Raw genomic sequence first — 17,423 nt, 5'->3', positions numbered from 1 at the left:
GCTGATAGAAACAGAAGCCACTGGAGCACCTCAAAAACACCATCATACACTAAATCAGTAAGTTGGCAGCATCACCCGGTAACCGAACCAGAACCGGCTGAAATCCTGGCAGAGTTCATTCGCCAGCATTCTGCGGCTGGGCAGCTGGTGGCGCGCGCCGTGTTTCTCTCGCCACCCTATTCGGTTGCAGAAGAGGAACTGTCAGTTTTGCTGGAAAGCATTAAGCAGAACGGAGACTACGCGGATATCGCTTGTATGACGGGAAGTCAGGATGATTACTATTACTCAACGCAGGCCATGAGTGAAAACTACGCGGCGATGTCTTTGCAAGTTGTGGAGCAGGACATTTGTCGCGCCATTGCACACGCCGTTCGTTTTGAGTGCCAGACGTATCCTCGTCCTTACAAAGTCGCCATGCTGATGCAAGCGCCATATTACTTCCAGGAAGCGCAGATTGAAGCCGCGATCGCCGCGATGGATGTTGCACCTGAATATGCCGATATACGGCAGGTGGAGTCATCGACGGCGGTGTTGTACTTGTTTAGCGAGCGATTTATGACCTATGGCAAGGCTTATGGCTTATGCGAATGGTTCGAGGTAGAGCAGTTTCAGAACCCCTGAAATTTCAGGGAGATGTCATGGATAGGGTGGACAGTTGCAGCCACTGCATTAGGGGATAATCAGATGTCCTTCACTCGACGCAAATTTGTTCTGGGGATGGGAACAGTAATCTTTTTTACTGGTTCTGCGTCTTCTCTGTTAGCGAACACGAGGCAAGAAAAGGAAGTTCGGTATGCCATGATTCATGACGAGTCACGGTGCAATGGCTGTAATATTTGCGCCCGCGCATGCCGTAAAACTAACCACGTCCCCGCTCAGGGAAGCCGTTTATCGATAGCACACATTCCAGTCACCGATAACGACAACGAAACGCAGTATCACTTTTTTCGCCAGTCATGTCAGCACTGCGAAGATGCTCCGTGCATCGACGTATGCCCGACGGGGGCATCGTGGCGTGATGAGCAGGGGATCGTGCGGGTAGAAAAATCGCAGTGCATCGGCTGCAGTTATTGCATTGGCGCTTGTCCGTACCAGGTTCGCTACCTTAACCCTGTCACTAAAGTGGCAGATAAATGTGATTTCTGCGCTGAGTCCCGACTGGCAAAAGGCTTTCCGCCCATTTGCGTCAGCGCCTGTCCGGAACACGCATTGATCTTTGGTCGCGAAGATAGCCCAGAAATTCAGGCGTGGTTGCAGGATAATAAATACTATCAATATCAGCTACCTGGTGCCGGGAAACCGCATCTGTATCGCCGGTTCGGTCAACATTTGATTAAAAAGGAAAATGTATGAACCCGTCGCAACATGCTGAACAGTTTCAGAGCCAGTTAGCGAACTATGTGCCACAGTTCACTCCCGAATTTTGGCCGGTGTGGTTGATCATTGCCGGAGTATTGCTGGTTGGGATGTGGTTGGTGCTGGGGCTGCACGCCTTGCTTCGTGCTCGTGGCGTGAAGAAATCAGCCACCGATCATGGTGAGAAGGTTTATCTTTACAGCAAAGCGGTCAGATTATGGCACTGGTCGAATGCGTTACTCTTTGTATTGTTGCTGGCAAGTGGGCTGATAAATCACTTTGCGATGGTGGGCGCAACTGCGGTTAAAAGTCTGGTTGCGGTGCATGAAGTTTGCGGATTTTTGTTACTGGCATGCTGGCTCGGCTTTGTGCTGATCAATGCCGTTGGGGATAATGGTCACCACTATCGCATTCGTCGTCAGGGGTGGCTGGAACGAGCGGCAAAACAAACGCGATTTTATTTGTTTGGCATTATGCAGGGGGAAGAACATCCTTTACCGGCAACAACACAGTCTAAATTTAATCCCTTACAGCAGGTCGCCTATGTTGGTGTCATGTATGGATTGCTGCCGTTGTTACTATTGACGGGGCTGTTGTGTCTCTATCCGCAAGCCGTGGGAGATGTGTTTCCTGGCGTAAGATACTGGTTATTGCAGGCGCATTTTGCTCTGGCATTTATAAGCCTCTTTTTTATCTTCGGTCATCTTTATCTTTGCACCACGGGGCGTACGCCACACGAAACCTTTAAAAGCATGGTCGATGGCTATCACCGGCACTAACGAATGATCATTACACGAGCAGACCTGCGAGAATGGCGTATCGGAGCGGTGATGTATCGCTGGTTCCTGCGCCATTTCCCACGCGGCGGTAGTTATGCCGATATTCATCATGCACTGATTGAGGAAGGATATACGGACTGGGCGGAGAGTCTGGTTGAGTATGCGTGGAAAAAATGGCTGGCGGATGAAAACTTCGCGCATCAGGAAGTTTCCTCTATGCAAAAACTGGCCACAGACCCCGGAGAGATACCATTTTGCAGTCAGTTTGCCCGCAGCGACGATCATGCTCGCATCGGCTGTTGTGAGGATAACGCCCGAATCGCAACCGCTGGGTATGCCGCGCAAATTGCCAGTATGGGTTATAGCGTGCGGATTGGAAGTGTCGGCTTTAACAGTCACATTGGCAGCTCCGGTGAACGCGCACGGGTTGCTGTAACCGGTAATTCTTCGCGGATAAGCAGCGCTGGAGATAGTAGTCGGATTGCGAACACCGGAATGCGAGTACGCGTTTGTACATTGGGTGAACGGTGTCATGTCGCCAGTAATGGTGACCTGGCGCAAATCGCCAGCTTTGGCGCAAACGCCAGAATTGCCAACAGCGGCGACAATGTACACATCATTGCCAGCGGTGAAAATTCAACGGTAGTGAGCACGGGCGTGGTCGACTCAATTATTCTCGGGCCAGGGGGAAGCGCCGCACTGGCATATCATGACGGCGAAAGAGTTCGCTTCGCCGTCGCCATTGAAGGTGAAAACAATATTCGAGCCGGAGTCCGCTATCGTCTTAATGAACAGCATCAGTTTGTTGAGTGCTGATAGCTTTACCTTTAATCAAACGAAAGACGCCGACGTGCACGGGATGCAGGTTTTACGACCGCCCGAGCCATCGCCTCACCAATTTCTGCACATGCCGTAAGTCCCTGAACGAAAGGCTGGTCGTGCATCAACCAGGGCAACGCGCCGAACGCTACGCGTCCACGAATATCTTCGGGTTGCTGTAACGTATAATCTTCGCCAACATCAGGGATTTCATCCCCTGTTTTCTGTAATTGCTCGCGTAGCCCAGGGAAAGGAATATCTTTCACTTTAAGCGGACGCTGTCCGCGGGCATCAATAAAAACGTCAAACGAGTAGCTGTTGTCTTCCGTTTTCAGGACGGTGCGCGACTCATTAATTTCCATTTCGTAGTCTTCACCGAGGGCGAGAATATGAATGATCCCCGCTTCACGTAAGGCCAGCAGCCGACGAATAGACTCTGAAGGGATTGCCGCATAATTATCGATAAAAACCCGGGCAAGGCCTTTACTGAACCGTTTATGGTCGTGTTCATTCAGATGTGGAACAATTTCCTGTACGGCTTCATGCAGGCGCAGAATGACATAACGCCAGGGAACAGTATGTTTTTCTCGTTTATTGCGTTCGACTTCCTGGAGATTTTTTTCTGCCCAGTCAAATGGGTCGCGTTGTTTGCGCTCGGCAAACCAGGCTTGAGCAAAGGAATCGACATTCAGGCTCTCTAAGGCTATGCGTTGGCTCCAGTCTGGATCAGCAAACTTGATTTCCTCTACTATCAATCTAAATACCCGATCCAAAAGGCCCTCTTCGCCTTTTTGAATCTCAGCATTTAATGCCTGATCGGTGACAATGTGTAAGGGCTCGTAGGGAATAGGGCAATAGAAATCGGCTTCGGGTAAAATACCCGTGCGCGACATCAACGTGATATTTAGCTTTTCACTTGCGTTATCGCGGTGAAAAACGACGTGTTGTTTATCATCTTCAATGAACGAACCATGCTGAATAGCCACTGCCATTGCCGCATCCAGTCCGCTCAAGGATGTTCCCATAATACCCACGTTACACGCATCGACCTTTGCTTCCATCAGGCCTGACCACGGGCTGGGAAAATACGTTCGGGTTGCTTCTTCTTCATCAGGCCAGACGTGACCCGTGGCAATCACCGCTAAATCAAACGTCTCTCTGGGTAAACCCTGATTTGTAGCGAGCATGACGCCAGCATTTGTAATTTGCAGATCGGTAACCTGGCATGATTCATAAACAGCCACTGCAAATTTTTGCTTTCGTGCCTGGTCTACTAATCGTAAAAATTGATCGCGGAAATATTCGCCCAGCAGAATTCGCGGTAAAAACTGACGATCGTGCAAGGTTTCTTTTTTAACGCCATAACGCTGGAGATGGCTGGCTTCTTGCTTTTGTAGCCATTCGAGATACGTACAATTAATCGGCGGTATTTCAATACTGGCAATATTTGCCAGCATCATTTTTGAGTTTTCCTCATCACTGTATGGCATCCCGACACCGGCCTCGTCAGCCTGCTCGAAGATAGAAATAGAAAGTGGAGTTTGTTGCTGTAGAAGCGAGAATAAGGTGTAGATCCCCGTAGGCCCGGCACCCACAATAGCAATTTTTTTCATTGTTACTTACCTGTACGCATTCTTTCGAATTTAGTGTTATCAGATAAGTTTGGTTGAGATTTTTAGAATTTGAGAAATTTCAGACAGGGATGAAAAGGGCGCTAACCGCCCTTGATTAAATTCTGTCAGGCGAGTTTTGCCTGATTGATTTGACTCAGTGGCTCATTGACATCGAAAACTTTGGCGACAACTTCCTCAACGCCGAGATTTTTAAGTCGGGCAGTATGTTTTTCCAGATAGGCAAGGGCGCTTTTTTCATCAGTAAAAAGATAGATCCCACCGGCTTCGTGGTTCTTTTCACTTTCTGTCCATACCTTCCACAGAAAACCAGGTTCCTGATTAATCGACTCAGCAAGCGGTTTAAGCTGCTCAGCCATTGCGTCGCCAAATGGGCCATTAAAAGCAAAATGAAGTTGTAACAAAGTTGCCATAGCGATTCTCCTTCTGATAAGGCATACGAAGATAGTGTAAATCTTTTAACGTATTGGATACAGAGAAGAAACAGAGGGAAAAAGGAAAAGACCAGATTAAGAAAATCTGGTGCGTCCGAGTGGACTCGAACCACCGACCCCCACCATGTCAAGGTGGTGCTCTAACCAACTGAGCTACGGACGCAGGATGGTGCGTTCAATTGGACTCGAACCAACGACCCCCACCATGTCAAGGTGGTGCTCTAACCAACTGAGCTATGAACGCAACGTTGTAGGTGACAACGGGGACGAATATTAGCGGCAGAGTGGGAAGGTGGCAAGAGGCAAAACGTAATTTTCTGCGCTATTTCGACCGTTTGCAGAGCTTTTAAGCAAATTGGCTATATTTTGTTGATTTGCAAGGGCGATTTTTATTCAGGATCGCATTTACATCTGATACAACCCAATAATTCGTGTATCAGAGTTTAAACAGAGTTGTTTGCCACCATCTCAAATCTGTCGTGGATAAATCCTCCGTAGCCTTTACACTTAGGTAGCAATAAAGGCACACAGATGCAGCAAAGGAATAAATCATGGGATCTGATGCGAAAAACTTGATGAGCGACGGGAATGTGCAAATTGTTAAGACCGGCGAGGTCATTGGCGCGACGCAACTTACTGAAGGCGAGTTGATTGTTGAAGCTGGCGGAAGAGCCGAAAATACCGTGGTCACGGGGGCTGGCTGGTTGAAAGTGGCAACCGGTGGGATCGCCAAATGCACACAGTACGGTAACAATGGCACGCTATCGGTCAGCGACGGTGCCATTGCCACAGATATTGTTCAGTCCGAGGGAGGCGCAATTAGTCTCTCTACGCTCGCTACGGTTAATGGCCGCCATCCCGAAGGTGAATTCAGCGTTGATAAAGGTTATGCCTGCGGTTTGTTGCTGGAAAATGGCGGTAACCTGCGTGTACTGGAAGGCCATCGCGCGGAAAAAATCATTCTCGATCAAGAGGGCGGCCTGTTGGTTAATGGGACAACCTCAGCGGTCGTGGTAGATGAAGGTGGTGAATTGTTGGTGTATCCAGGTGGGGAAGCCAGCAATTGTGAGATTAATCAGGGCGGCGTTTTTATGCTGGCCGGGAAAGCCAGTGATACGTTGCTTGCTGGTGGCACCATGAATAATCTCGGTGGTGAAGACTCTGACACTATTGTTGAGAATGGATCCATTTATCGTCTGGGGACGGATGGCCTTCAGCTCTACAGTTCCGGTAAGACGCAAAACCTGTCCGTGAATGTGGGTGGTCGGGCTGAAGTGCATGCCGGTACGCTGGAAAATGCGGTAATACAAGGTGGAACAGTGATCCTGTTGTCACCCACCAGCGCGGACGAAAATTTTGTCGTAGAGGAAGATCGCGCACCGGTTGAACTGACCGGGAGTGTTGCATTACTGGACGGCGCTTCAATGATTATTGGTTATGGCGCAGAGCTGCAACAATCAACGATTACTGTACAGCAGGGCGGTGTGTTGATTCTCGACGGCAGTACGGTAAAAGGTGACAGTGTCACTTTCAGTGTTGGTAACATCAATCTGAATGGCGGAAAACTGTGGCTGATCACTGGTGCGGCAACGCATGTGCAACTGAAAGTGAAACGCCTGCGCGGAGAGGGAGCGATTTGCCTGCAAACCAGTGCGAAAGAAATTTCACCTGACTTCATCAATGTGAAAGGGGAAGTTACCGGTGATATACACGTTGAGATAACAGATGCCAGTCGGCAAACTCTGTGTAACGCACTGAAACTACAGCCAGACGAAGACGGGATTGGCGCAACGCTCCAGCCTGCGTAAAAATACAGGCGCAACCCGTGAAGGTTGCGCCTTGTCTTTATTAGCGGGACGCTCGTTGCAGAATGATGGCTGACGGCATACGTTGCAGGAACCGCATACGCAGCATCATCATAATGGCTGCCGACGTCAGGCCAATAATAAAGCCTATCCAGAAGCCTGCTGGCCCCATAGGTTCAACGACCAGATCGGTCAGTGCCAGAATATAGCCGCTTGGCAAGCCCAGCACCCAGTAAGCCGTAAAGGTGATATAGAAAATGGAACGCGTATCTTTATAACCACGCAAAATCCCACTGCCAATGACCTGGATTGAGTCAGAAATCTGATATACCGCCGCCAGCAACATCAAATGCGCAGCCAGCGTTACAACCTCGGGATTGTCGTTGTACAACAGGGCGATTTGCTCCCGCAGTGAAACCGTGAATATGGCCGTCAGGGTTGCCATACAGACACCCACCATAAGCCCGGTCCGCGCAGCGGTTTGCGCATCCAGCGTTGAGCCCTGACCCAGACGATAACCTACGCGGATAGTTACCGCTGCCGCCAGCGACATTGGAAGCACAAACATCAGTGAACTAAAGTTCAGGGCAATCTGGTGTCCTGCGACATCAACAATACCGAGCGGAGACACTAACAGAGCCACGACGGCAAACAGTGTCACTTCAAAGAACAGTGCCAGCGCAATCGGCAAACCGAGTTGAATCAGTCGTTTCATAACCGCAGGATCGGGTTTCGCGGTGCCTTTTTCGTTACGGATATCGCGCATGGAGCGGGCGCGTTTAATGTAAGAAACCATGGCAAGGAACATGACCCAATACACCGCCGCAGTAGCCACGCCACAACCAACGCCACCGAGCTCAGGCATACCGAAATGACCATAAATAAAGATATAGTTCACCGGAATGTTCACCAGCAGGCCGATAAAGCCCATTACCATACCCGGCTTGGTTTTTGCCAGACCTTCACATTGGTTACGGGCAACCTGGAAGAACAGATATCCCGGCGCGCCCCACAGCAACGCACGCAGATAACCCACGGCTTTCTCCGCCAGAGCCGGATCGATGTTTTCCATGGAGCGGATAATGTAACCTGCATTCCACAGCACCAGCATAATGAGAACGGAAACAAAACCTGCCAGCCAGAAACCTTGTCGCACCTGATGCGCAATGCGCTCACGTCGACCAGAACCATTTAATTGCGCGATAACCGGCGTTAATGCCAGCAGCAGTCCGTGACCAAAGAGGATCGCCGGAAGCCAGATAGAAGTACCGATAGCGACCGCCGCCATGTCGGTGGCACTATAGCCGCCCGCCATCACGGTATCGACAAAACCCATCGCAGTTTGGGCGATTTGCGCGAGAATCACCGGGATTGCTAATGCTAATAACAGACGCGCTTCACTGATATACTTCTGCACGTGAACACCTTTTATTTGTAGTTATATGAGAGACTAAAAAGCCGCCTGAATGGGCAGCAAAAAGAAGAAGCAGGGGAAATTCAGTCTATTGTAGCGAGGATTTATTAATTCTCCAGTGAAAAAATAGTCATTCTTACCCCTTCACTGGTAAGGGCGTTTGCCACCTGCTATTGTGCTGAACAGAATGTCTTAACTGATTTCAGGAGTTGTAAGTATGTTTACGGGGATTGTACAGGGCACCGCAAAACTGGTGTCGATTGACGAGAAACCAAATTTTCGTACGCATGTGGTGGAGTTACCCGACCACATGCTGGACGGCCTGGAAACCGGTGCGTCCGTGGCGCATAACGGTTGCTGCCTGACCGTGACGGAAATTAACGGCAACCATGTCAGTTTTGACCTGATGAAAGAAACGTTACGCATTACCAATCTTGGCGATTTAAAAGTGGGGGATTGGGTAAACGTTGAGCGTGCGGCGAAATTCAGTGATGAAATTGGCGGACACTTAATGTCAGGTCATATTATGACCACCGCTGAAGTGGCGAAAATATTAACCTCGGAAAATAATCGCCAGATCTGGTTTAAAGTCCAGGATAGTCAGTTGATGAAATATATTCTGTACAAAGGATTTATTGGCATCGACGGTATTAGCCTGACCGTCGGCGAAGTCACGCCAACGCGTTTTTGCGTCCATTTAATTCCGGAAACACTGGAACGCACGACTCTTGGGAAGAAAAAACTTGGCGCACGCGTCAACATTGAAATCGATCCACAAACTCAGGCAGTGGTAGATACGGTAGAACGTGTGCTGGCGGCACGAGAAAATGCCATGAATCAACCAGGTACAGAAGCCTGATCTGAAATCGCCCCCGGAGAGGGGGCGATAGAATAGCCTTTAGCGAGCCACTCGAAGGCCGTTTTCAACACCGCGTGAGAACACGACCTGCCAGAGCTGAATATCACGGGCGCGGAAAGCACCTGCACAGGCATTCAGATAATAGGTAAACATTCGTTTAAAGCGTTCACTGTAGTTATCCGCAATTTCTGGCCATGCGGCGAGGAATCGTTCATACCACGCCATCAACGTAGTATCGTAATCAGCACCGAAGTTATGCCAGTCTTCCATCACAAAGTGGGGTTCGCTGGATTGAGCAATCTGGCGTACAGAGGGCAGGCAACCGTTCGGAAAAATATATTTGTTAATCCAGGGATCAACATTCAGATCGGTTTTTTTCGAACCGATAGTATGGAGCAGGAATATGCCTTCCGGTTTCAAATTACGATCCACCACCGCAAAATAGGTATCGTAATTTTTCGGTCCGACGTGCTCGAACATCCCCACAGAAACAATACGATCAAACTGGTCGTTCAGGTCACGATAATCTTGCAGCAAAATGGTGACATCCAGGCCTTCACAGCGTTCCTGAGCCATTTTTTGCTGTTCGGCAGAAATGGTGACGCCCACCACGCTTACGTCATAATTAGATGCCATGTAGTGTGCCAGTCCGCCCCAGCCGCAGCCAATATCCAGTACGCGCATCCCTGGTTTTAACTGCAATTTTTCACAAATCATTTTGAGCTTCGCCTGCTGGGCAGATTCCAGATTATCGGCATCTTTCCAGTAAGCGCAGGAATATTGCATGAAGGGATCAAGCATGCGGCTGAACAAGTCATTACCCAAATCGTAATGCTCTTTGCCGACTATCCAAGCACGTTTTTTACTCTGCAGATTGAAGAGACGAGCGCCGGCAATACGCAGCGTGTCTTTGAAATGATGGGGGAGTTGGTTCTCGAGACCTGCGCGTAAGACTTTGCTAAAAAACATATCCAGTCGGTCACATTCCCACCAGCCATCCATATAACTTTCGCCTAACCCCAAAGAGCCTTCTTGCAGAACGCGTTTAAAAAAATCGGGGTTTTTCACACGAATATCCGCCGGGGCAGAACCGTTAATGGCTATACCGGCACGGCTAAGTAATTCGTTGGCGATACGGTACCAGTTGTCATCCGGTACGCTGACTTCTTCTATACACGATGAACTCATAGTTTCTCCATCACTGGTCGGTGATCAGAACCTTAAAACAGCGTAGACGCTTTTTGGGCTTTGTGAGAAATCTCGCAGAAAAAACCGCGAGTCTATAATCCGACGTAGAACAGAGGGAAAGGAGGAACCCTTGCCGAAATGACCATCCATAGTGAGTCGGGAACGATCCTGTCCCCGTAAAAACATAATATTTATCGTAGCTTTAACAACTCGAAATTAGTATAGGCCGCTAATTTCAATCATACAACAAAATTTTGTTAGCAGCCTAAGTATAAGTATATCGATATAGATCAGTGTGATTCGCTATGAGCGACTTCGGCATTGCCATGATTCTGGCAGCCAACTTCTTCACAACGTTGCATCATGTAACCCAGCGCGACCAGCACTACTGTTGATAACATCACGCTGGTGGTGGTGAGCAATGGCGTGCTGATACTGATCAGCCAGGAAACTACCAGACTTGCGAGGAAGCACAGACCCAGTTGTAGAGTGTTCTGCAAAGCTGCGGCGCGACCAGTTGCGTGTGGGAAGGGACGCAGCGCCTGGGCGACAACAATAGGGTAGATTGCGCCATTGGCAATCGCCATCACACAGAATGGGATCAGGATTTCGACCAGCGACACATGGCTAATGAAGCCTGCAGCCCAGGTCGCAATGACGCTGACAGCAAACAGCACCAGCAACCACGGTAATAACTGCTTGCCTTGCCATTTCTGCAGTGCGGCGCGACAGCCATAACCACCAATCAGAAACGCGATAGTTTGCGGGACATAACTTAAACCAATAACTGCCGGGCTGTAGCCCATTTCACTAAGGATGAACGGTGAACCGGTCAGCCATGCAAAAAAACTGGCTGAACAGGCCGCATATATCAGCACGTTGCCGCGATAGGTTTTAGAACGTAGCAGGTCGGTAAAGGTCAGACCATCCTGACTATTGTTACGGGCCTTCGTCGTGGGTTTGAGCCAGAAAATAGGCAGAATCAGCACCACGGTAATGGCAAACAGGGTGGCGAAAATCGCCTGCCAGGAAAAATGGACCAGCAGCCAGCTTCCTAACAGGGGAGCAAGTGCCGGAGACAGACCCACCAGCGGCATGATGGTCGCAAAAATACGGTTGACTTTCTGTGAAGGATAATAATCCGTCACTAACGCTTGCCAGATAACCGCCGCGGCGCAGACCCCCACAGCCTGTACAAAACGCAATACCAGCAGCGTAGCGGCGTTTTCTACCCACAGCATCCCCAGACTACCTAACGCAAAAATTGTCAGGCCGATTAATAACACCGGTTTACGACCATAACGGTCGGAGAGTGGCCCCCACAGAAGCTGGGCTGCGGCAAAACCGGCAAGGAACAGACTAAGGCTGGCACTGACAGCAGACGCAGGCGTTTGCAGGTCGGCCTGTATGGCGGCGAAAGCAGGCAGATACATATCGGTTGCCAGAAAACCGAGTACGCTCAAACCCGCCAGCCAGACTAAAAATCTTTTCCCAGGTTGCATGTATATTCTCTAAATCTCTCAATTAAACACCGCCGCAAAGTGTAGGGAGTGAAATTAGTGTTGTGAAACGGTAATATTTGATGACTGGTTTCAAAAATTTTGTAGGCAGACTATGTGGTCAGAATATTCACTCGAAGTTGTTGATGCGGTAGCGCGTAATGGTAGTTTTAGCGCTGCGGCACAGGAGCTGCATCGCGTTCCTTCTGCGGTCAGCTATACCGTGCGTCAGCTGGAAGAGTGGCTGGCGGTGCCGCTCTTTGAACGACGGCACCGTGATGTGGAGCTGACCGCTGCTGGAGCGTGGTTTCTCAAAGAAGGGCGCTCTGTTGTCAAAAAAATGCAGATCACCCGCCAGCAATGTCAGCAGATAGCGAACGGCTGGCGCGGTCAGTTAGCTATCGCAGTGGATAATATTGTCAGGCCAGAACGTACACGGCAGATGATCGTTGATTTTTATCGCCATTTTGATGATGTCGAACTTCTTGTCTTTCAGGAAGTGTTCAACGGTGTCTGGGATGCGCTTTCCGACGGGCGCGTGGAACTGGCGATTGGCGCAACACGCGCGATTCCGGTAGGCGGTCGTTATGCCTTCCGGGATATGGGGATGCTAAGCTGGAGTTGCGTTGTTGCCAGCCACCACCCGCTGGCGTTGATGGATGGCCCATTCAGCGATGATACGTTGCGCAACTGGCCGTCGTTGGTACGCGAAGACACCTCGCGAACGCTACCTAAGCGTATTACCTGGTTGCTGGATAACCAAAAAAGACTTGTCGTGCCTGACTGGGAATCATCGGCAACCTGTATCTCGGCAGGATTATGCATAGGGATGGTGCCAACACATTTCGCCAAACCGTGGCTTAATGAGGGGAAGTGGGTAGCATTAGAACTGGAAAACCCCTTTCCGGATTCGGCATGTTGTCTGACATGGCAGCAAAATGATATGTCGCCTGCGTTAACCTGGTTGCTTGAGTATCTCGGCGATAGTGAGACGCTGAATAAGGAGTGGCTGCGGGAGCCGGAAGAGACTCCCGCAACGGGTGATTAACGACGATAGTCGCGGAACGGGCCGTCAGCCACGGAGCGGCGTTCAATCAAGCGCGGATGCACTTCAATGGACTGCGGTTCTTCACGTTTGTTGACGATACGATCCAACAGCATGTTGAACGCTGTTTCACCCAGCGAGTCTTTTGGCTGATGGATCGTGGTCAGCGCCGGCGTAAAATAGCGGGCGTTGCGCACGTTATCATAACCGATCAGCGAAACATCCTGCGGGACGCGCAGGCCCATTTCATCAGCAGCACAAAGTGCGCCCATTGCCATGATATCGCCACCACAGAAGACGGCAGTAGGGCGATGCGGCTGCGACAGGATTTGCTGCATGGCGCGATAACCGGATTCAGGTTCAAAATCACCCTGCACAATCCAGCTTTCCGGCACCTTGATCATTGCTTCTTCCATCGCCTTCATAAAACCGGCAAGGCGGCCTGCGCCAGTGTTACGTTCCAGCGGGCCGGGGATAACGCCGATTTCGCGGTGACCGCGTTCAATCAGATAACGCCCGGCCATGTAGCCGCCTTCAAACGCGTTATCAATGACCGCATCGGTGAAGTCAGCTTTTGCTTCACCCCAGTCCATCACCACCATTGGGATATGGCGATACTCTTCCAGCATCGCCAGCAACGGCTCTGGGTACTCAGAACACATCACCAGCAGACCATCGACGCGTTTTTGCGCCATCATCGACAGATAAGCCCGCTGTTTCTCAAGATTGTTCCACGCATTACCCAGAATCAGGGTGTAACCTTTCTGGAAGCAATTTTTTTCAACCGCTTCAATGATCTCGGCAAAATAGGCCGCTTCGCTGCTGGTCGCCAGCAAACCGATAGACTTGGTGTGGTTAACCTTCAGGCTACGCGCCACCGCGCTAGGGGAGTAGTGTAATTCTTTAATCGCTGCCCACACGGCGTTGCGCGTTTCTTCAGCGACGAAACGTGTTTTGTTGATCACGTGTGACACAGTTGTAGTGGAAACGTTTGCTCGTTTCGCTACATCTTTTATTGTTGCCATTCCATTTCACTCCAGACCCTAACTTCAGCTCCTGCAAAATCGCAAGGTAAACGTTTGCCTTTACACACCTTACGCACAACAAAAGTGTTGCGGTACGCCGGAAAAACGACACGGAGCGTCAGGAAGGGGTCAATGGCCAGTACGCAAATAGTGTAAGCGTGGAATTTTGGCCGATCTTGACGAAAAGGGGAAGTGGTAAAAACACTTATCATTATAAATGACGGGAGATTTTTTCATCACAGTGTGTAAAAATGCGTAATATCACTTTTTGTGTGGTAATAAAAAAGGAGAAAACTTGATGAGCACCGACCTTAAATTTTCACTGGTAACAACGATTATCGTCCTCGGTTTGATCGTAGCCGTGGGTTTGACTGCCGCGCTGCACTGATTTCCTCTCGAGGGAGCGCGTTCTCCCTCGCATCTCCTTCCTGTTTGTTAGCAAAATGGCAAAAGTGTTTTCTCTTTTTGTTATTTTCATTTTTTTGTGATTGCTGTCATGCTTTCGCCACTTTAATGAATATCGCGTAATGACGCGAAGAGGTGGAGATAAGGCATGAAAATTAACTATCCGTTGCTGGCGCTGGCGATTGGCGCGTTTGGTATCGGGACAACGGAGTTCTCGCCAATGGGCTTGTTGCCCGTCATTGCGCGCGGTGTGGATGTCTCGATTCCCGCTGCCGGAATGTTAATCAGTGCCTATGCAGTTGGCGTAATGGTGGGCGCGCCGCTGATGACGCTTCTACTTTCTCATCGTGCCCGCCGCAGTGCGTTGATTTTCCTGATGGCAATTTTCACGCTAGGCAACGTTCTTTCCGCCATCGCGCCGGATTATATGACCCTGATGCTTTCACGCATTTTGACCAGCCTGAATCACGGAGCATTTTTTGGTTTGGGTTCAGTCGTGGCCGCAAGCGTGGTGCCAAAACATAAACAGGCCAGCGCAGTTGCCACTATGTTTATGGGGTTAACCCTGGCAAATATCGGTGGCGTGCCGGCGGCGACCTGGTTGGGTGAAACCATCGGCTGGCGGATGTCATTTCTGGCAACGGCGGGGCTGGGAGTGATTTCAATGGTAAGTCTGTTCTTCTCATTACCTAAAGGTGGTGCAGGGGCACGACCTGAAGTGAAAAAAGAGCTGGCGGTATTAATGCGTCCGCAGGTGCTGTCTGCATTGCTGACGACGGTACTGGGAGCTGGTGCAATGTTTACTCTCTACACCTATATCTCTCCGGTACTGCAAAGTATTACCCACGCAACACCGGTGTTCGTCACGGCAATGCTGGTGCTGATTGGTGTCGGATTCTCTATCGGTAACTATCTCGGCGGCAAACTGGCAGATCGTTCAGTTAACGGCACGTTGAAAGGCTTTTTGTTGCTGCTGATGGTGATTATGCTGGCAATCCCGTTCCTGGCCCGCAATGAGTTCGGCGCAGCTATTAGCATGGTGGTGTGGGGCGCAGCAACCTTTGCGGTCGTACCGCCGTTACAGATGCGCGTGATGCGTGTCGCCAGTGAAGCGCCGGGTCTGTCTTCATCAGTCAATATTGGTGCCTTTAATCTTGGAAATGCGCTGGGAGCAGCTGCTGGTGGTGCGGTAATTTCCGCTGGGCTGGGATACAGCTTTGTGCCGGTGATGGGAGCGATTGTCGCGGGACTGGCATTATTGCTGGTGTTTATGTCAGCCAGAAAACAACCTGAAACAGTTTGCGTTGCTAACAGCTAATTAAACAAAAACGCAGAAGGATAACCTTCTGCGTTACAGTTGCTGACAACGTGCGATTTATCTTGCCGGATGCGGTGTTAACGACTCATCCGCGTTGACATGAAAAGACGCGTTAGGCGTCGTATCATGCAGCGCTTGTCGGATGCGGCGAGTGCCTTATCCGACCTACATCGATGATCCGCGTAGGCCTGATAAGCGTAGCGCTTCAGGCAATGCTGCATTTGCCATCAGTTATTATGCAGCGAGATTTTTCGCTACGAATTCCCAGTTCACCAGCGCCCAGAAGTGCTCCAGATAGCCAGGACGTGCATTGCGATAGTCGATGTAATAAGCGTGTTCCCAGACATCAACGGTCAGCAGCGGAGTCGCATCGGTGGTCAGCGGAGTACCCGCGTTAGAGGTTGAAACGATAGCCAGTTTGCCATCGCTGTTTTTCACCAGCCAGGTCCAGCCAGAACCAAAGTTTTTGATCGCTGCATCAGTAAACTGCGCTTTGAAATCGGCAAAGCTGCCAAAAGATGCGGCGATAGCTTCAGCGACTTTTCCAGTCGGTTCGCCACCGGCGTTCGGTGCCAGGCAGTTCCAGTAGAAAGTATGGTTCCAGACCTGAGCTGCGTTGTTGAATACGCCACCTTCAGAGCTGCGAATAATCTCTTCCAGTGATTTACCTTCAAACGCGGTACCTTTAATCAGGTTGTTCAGGTTAGTGACATAAGTCTGATGGTGCTTGCCGTAGTGATACTCGATGGTTTCCGCAGAAATGTGCGGTGCCAGAGCATCTTTAGCATATGGTAGTGCAGGTAATTCGAATGACATTGCTACTCTCCTTTATTATTAATTTGCATACGTACAATAGCCTTATTGTGCGTATGGATAGGGTAGCAAATTAAAAGGTGAGACAAAAGATGAACTTACCCTGTTGCCGTAACAACAGGGTAAAGTTTTAGCGAAGTGTTTTTGGGGTCATTACCCGACGAGCGCCAACATAGTGGCGCTGCCAGTAGTCTTCACTGAGAGAAGTGATTTGAATTTCCTGACCTGTGCGCGGTGACTGAATAAATTTGCCGTTGCCGACATACACGCCGACATGATCGGCTGTGCCGCGTCCCTGAGTACGGAAAAAGACCAGGTCGCCGTTTTTCAGTTCACTACGTTCGATTGGCGCTGCATCACGCAGGTGATACATTTCATTCGCCGTACGCGGAATACGAATTTTCACCAAATCTTTATAAGCGTAATAAACCAGGCCGCTGCAATCAAAACCGGTACGCGGTGAGCTGCCACCCCAACGATATGGCTTACCAATTTGCTGCATCAGTTTATTCATTGCCACTTTCGTAGCTTTTTGCACCTTCGCTTTGTGCGCGTCGGCAAGAGTTCCTGACGCGGCATTTTTGACTTTCACACAATGCGATTTATAGCCCTTACGTTTGGTACACTTTTCGGTAAAGCTGGCTGAGGCCGTTTTATTGACGGCGTGTTTGCTGCGAGTTTTGGCGTTTTTAGAAGCGGTAATGGAAGATTTTTTAACGGAAGAAGCGGTTTTGCTTTTGGTCGTACTTTTACTGGCGGCTTTTTTCGCTGTTTTCTGGGTCTTTTTGGTGGTTGCCGTGCTTTTCTTTTTATCTGCTTTTTTGGTGATATGAGTGGTAGCAGAACTCTCCCTGGCTTGCTTTGAAGCATGGGCCATAGGCGTTAAAGGCAGGGTGGTAAAAAGTAAAGCACAGAGCGTGATCGAAATACGGTTTATCCGCGCCACTGAGCGTCCCTCTGTTAAGGCAGGTCTATCATGCCTGCGTCTGATTTACAAAACTTGATGATTCTAATGCATAGAAGAAGAGAAAGT

General features: G+C 49.9%; 17 protein-coding genes and 2 tRNA genes. 9 read left to right on the top strand and 10 right to left on the bottom strand.

The features are described 5' to 3' along the window. The 4 genes from RTW80_RS07440 to ydhT all read left to right on the top strand — a co-directional run. Window positions 1–621 (top strand): YdhW family putative oxidoreductase system protein (locus tag RTW80_RS07440; RefSeq protein ID WP_312718774.1); only part of this gene is annotated, 621 nt, incomplete at its 5' end. A gap of 63 nt (window positions 622–684) precedes the next feature. Then, window positions 685–1,353 (top strand): 4Fe-4S dicluster domain-containing protein, encoded by a 669-nt coding sequence (locus tag RTW80_RS07435; protein ID WP_001349911.1) that lies wholly within the window; start codon window positions 685–687, stop codon window positions 1,351–1,353. Continuing rightward, window positions 1,350–2,135 carry a thiosulfate reductase cytochrome B subunit gene (phsC, locus tag RTW80_RS07430; protein ID WP_001069987.1) on the top strand — a complete coding sequence of 262 codons (786 nt, stop codon included), beginning with the start codon at window positions 1,350–1,352 and terminating at the stop codon, window positions 2,133–2,135. Before RTW80_RS07435 ends, phsC begins: the two co-directional genes overlap by 4 nt. A gap of 3 nt (window positions 2,136–2,138) precedes the next feature. Next, the gene (gene ydhT / locus RTW80_RS07425; RefSeq protein ID WP_000587555.1) at window positions 2,139–2,951 is read left to right on the top strand and encodes a protein YdhT; all 813 of its coding nucleotides are present in this window, start codon (window positions 2,139–2,141) and stop codon (window positions 2,949–2,951) included. Between the two features lie 11 nt (window positions 2,952–2,962). Here ydhT and RTW80_RS07420 read toward each other — a convergent pair whose 3' ends face one another. The 4 genes from RTW80_RS07420 to RTW80_RS07405 form a co-directional block, all read right to left on the bottom strand. Further along, window positions 2,963–4,567: an FAD-NAD(P)-binding protein gene (locus RTW80_RS07420; RefSeq protein ID WP_000716904.1), complete on the bottom strand. Its 1,605-nt coding sequence runs from the start codon at window positions 4,565–4,567 to the stop codon at window positions 2,963–2,965. 125 nt (window positions 4,568–4,692) lie between these two features. Further along, window positions 4,693–4,998, bottom strand: a complete 306-nt coding sequence (locus RTW80_RS07415; RefSeq protein WP_000212657.1) for a monooxygenase — start codon at window positions 4,996–4,998, stop codon at window positions 4,693–4,695. A gap of 107 nt (window positions 4,999–5,105) precedes the next feature. Further along, window positions 5,106–5,182, bottom strand: a tRNA-Val gene (locus RTW80_RS07410). 4 nt (window positions 5,183–5,186) lie between these two features. Beyond that, window positions 5,187–5,263 (bottom strand) — tRNA-Val (locus RTW80_RS07405). A gap of 307 nt (window positions 5,264–5,570) precedes the next feature. Between RTW80_RS07405 and RTW80_RS07400 the strand changes: the two genes are divergently transcribed. Further along, window positions 5,571–6,827: an AIDA repeat-containing protein gene (locus RTW80_RS07400; RefSeq protein WP_000534272.1), complete on the top strand. Its 1,257-nt coding sequence runs from the start codon at window positions 5,571–5,573 to the stop codon at window positions 6,825–6,827. 40 nt (window positions 6,828–6,867) lie between these two features. On the opposite strand, the gene mdtK is transcribed toward RTW80_RS07400, so the two are convergent. Further along, a complete protein-coding gene (gene mdtK, locus RTW80_RS07395) occupies window positions 6,868–8,241 on the bottom strand; it encodes a multidrug efflux MATE transporter MdtK (RefSeq protein ID WP_001174962.1) in 1,374 nt (457 codons plus the stop codon). 214 nt (window positions 8,242–8,455) lie between these two features. Between mdtK and ribE the strand changes: the two genes are divergently transcribed. Then, window positions 8,456–9,097, top strand: coding sequence for a riboflavin synthase (gene ribE / locus RTW80_RS07390; protein ID WP_000493947.1), 642 nt, complete (start codon window positions 8,456–8,458; stop codon window positions 9,095–9,097). Between the two features lie 39 nt (window positions 9,098–9,136). Here ribE and cfa read toward each other — a convergent pair whose 3' ends face one another. Both cfa and punC read right to left on the bottom strand, forming a co-directional pair. Beyond that, window positions 9,137–10,285, bottom strand: coding sequence for a cyclopropane fatty acyl phospholipid synthase (gene cfa, locus RTW80_RS07385; RefSeq protein WP_000098896.1), 1,149 nt, complete (start codon window positions 10,283–10,285; stop codon window positions 9,137–9,139). Window positions 10,286–10,575: 290 nt separating this feature from the next. After that, window positions 10,576–11,787 carry a purine nucleoside transporter PunC gene (punC, locus tag RTW80_RS07380; RefSeq protein ID WP_001182363.1) on the bottom strand — a complete coding sequence of 404 codons (1,212 nt, stop codon included), beginning with the start codon at window positions 11,785–11,787 and terminating at the stop codon, window positions 10,576–10,578. A 112-nt stretch (window positions 11,788–11,899) separates the two neighbouring features. Here punC and punR point away from each other — a divergent pair, with 112 nt between their 5' ends. Further along, on the top strand, window positions 11,900–12,832 hold the full coding sequence (gene punR / locus RTW80_RS07375) for a DNA-binding transcriptional activator PunR (RefSeq protein WP_000269493.1): 933 nt from the start codon (window positions 11,900–11,902) through the stop codon (window positions 12,830–12,832). On the opposite strand, the gene purR is transcribed toward punR, so the two are convergent. Next, the gene (gene purR / locus RTW80_RS07370) at window positions 12,829–13,854 is read right to left on the bottom strand and encodes an HTH-type transcriptional repressor PurR (RefSeq protein WP_000190982.1); all 1,026 of its coding nucleotides are present in this window, start codon (window positions 13,852–13,854) and stop codon (window positions 12,829–12,831) included. The two genes, punR and purR, sit on opposite strands and share 4 nt — an antisense overlap. 298 nt (window positions 13,855–14,152) lie before the next feature. Between purR and cydH the strand changes: the two genes are divergently transcribed. Both cydH and RTW80_RS07360 read left to right on the top strand, forming a co-directional pair. Further along, window positions 14,153–14,242, top strand: a complete 90-nt coding sequence (gene cydH, locus RTW80_RS07365) for a cytochrome bd-I accessory subunit CydH (RefSeq protein WP_000102278.1) — start codon at window positions 14,153–14,155, stop codon at window positions 14,240–14,242. Between the two features lie 165 nt (window positions 14,243–14,407). Continuing rightward, the gene (locus RTW80_RS07360) at window positions 14,408–15,577 is read left to right on the top strand and encodes an MFS transporter (protein WP_000701040.1); all 1,170 of its coding nucleotides are present in this window, start codon (window positions 14,408–14,410) and stop codon (window positions 15,575–15,577) included. 234 nt (window positions 15,578–15,811) lie between these two features. On the opposite strand, the gene sodB is transcribed toward RTW80_RS07360, so the two are convergent. Together sodB and mepH are read right to left on the bottom strand one after the other, a co-directional pair. Next, window positions 15,812–16,393, bottom strand: a complete 582-nt coding sequence (gene sodB / locus RTW80_RS07355; protein WP_000007283.1) for a superoxide dismutase [Fe] — start codon at window positions 16,391–16,393, stop codon at window positions 15,812–15,814. 127 nt (window positions 16,394–16,520) lie between these two features. Beyond that, window positions 16,521–17,336 (bottom strand): peptidoglycan DD-endopeptidase MepH, encoded by an 816-nt coding sequence (mepH, locus tag RTW80_RS07350; RefSeq protein ID WP_000101193.1) that lies wholly within the window; start codon window positions 17,334–17,336, stop codon window positions 16,521–16,523. Window positions 17,337–17,423: the final 87 nt, after the last annotated feature.

It is taken from the genome of Escherichia sp. AM3, from assembly GCF_032029835.1.
Classification (GTDB): domain Bacteria; phylum Pseudomonadota; class Gammaproteobacteria; order Enterobacterales; family Enterobacteriaceae; genus Escherichia; species Escherichia coli.
Note: the sequence above shows the minus strand (reverse complement) of the source record. Positions and strands in the feature narration are given on the sequence as shown.

Bases quoted from the DNA above. Each gene is read 5' to 3' on its own strand.
- cfa (WP_000098896.1), bottom strand. From the start codon at position 10,285: ATGAGTTCATCGTGTATAGAAGAAGTCAGCGTACCGGATGACAACTGG.
- purR (WP_000190982.1), bottom strand. From the start codon at position 13,854: ATGGCAACAATAAAAGATGTAGCGAAACGAGCAAACGTTTCCACTACA.
- RTW80_RS07360 (WP_000701040.1), top strand. From the start codon at position 14,408: ATGAAAATTAACTATCCGTTGCTGGCGCTGGCGATTGGCGCGTTTGGT.
- RTW80_RS07415 (WP_000212657.1), bottom strand. From the start codon at position 4,998: ATGGCAACTTTGTTACAACTTCATTTTGCTTTTAATGGCCCATTTGGC.
- ydhT (WP_000587555.1), top strand. From the start codon at position 2,139: ATGATCATTACACGAGCAGACCTGCGAGAATGGCGTATCGGAGCGGTG.
- punR (WP_000269493.1), top strand. From the start codon at position 11,900: ATGTGGTCAGAATATTCACTCGAAGTTGTTGATGCGGTAGCGCGTAAT.
- RTW80_RS07420 (WP_000716904.1), bottom strand. From the start codon at position 4,567: ATGAAAAAAATTGCTATTGTGGGTGCCGGGCCTACGGGGATCTACACC.
- RTW80_RS07435 (WP_001349911.1), top strand. From the start codon at position 685: ATGTCCTTCACTCGACGCAAATTTGTTCTGGGGATGGGAACAGTAATC.
- RTW80_RS07400 (WP_000534272.1), top strand. From the start codon at position 5,571: ATGGGATCTGATGCGAAAAACTTGATGAGCGACGGGAATGTGCAAATT.
- phsC (WP_001069987.1), top strand. From the start codon at position 1,350: ATGAACCCGTCGCAACATGCTGAACAGTTTCAGAGCCAGTTAGCGAAC.
- cydH (WP_000102278.1), top strand. From the start codon at position 14,153: ATGAGCACCGACCTTAAATTTTCACTGGTAACAACGATTATCGTCCTC.
- punC (WP_001182363.1), bottom strand. From the start codon at position 11,787: ATGCAACCTGGGAAAAGATTTTTAGTCTGGCTGGCGGGTTTGAGCGTA.
- ribE (WP_000493947.1), top strand. From the start codon at position 8,456: ATGTTTACGGGGATTGTACAGGGCACCGCAAAACTGGTGTCGATTGAC.
- sodB (WP_000007283.1), bottom strand. From the start codon at position 16,393: ATGTCATTCGAATTACCTGCACTACCATATGCTAAAGATGCTCTGGCA.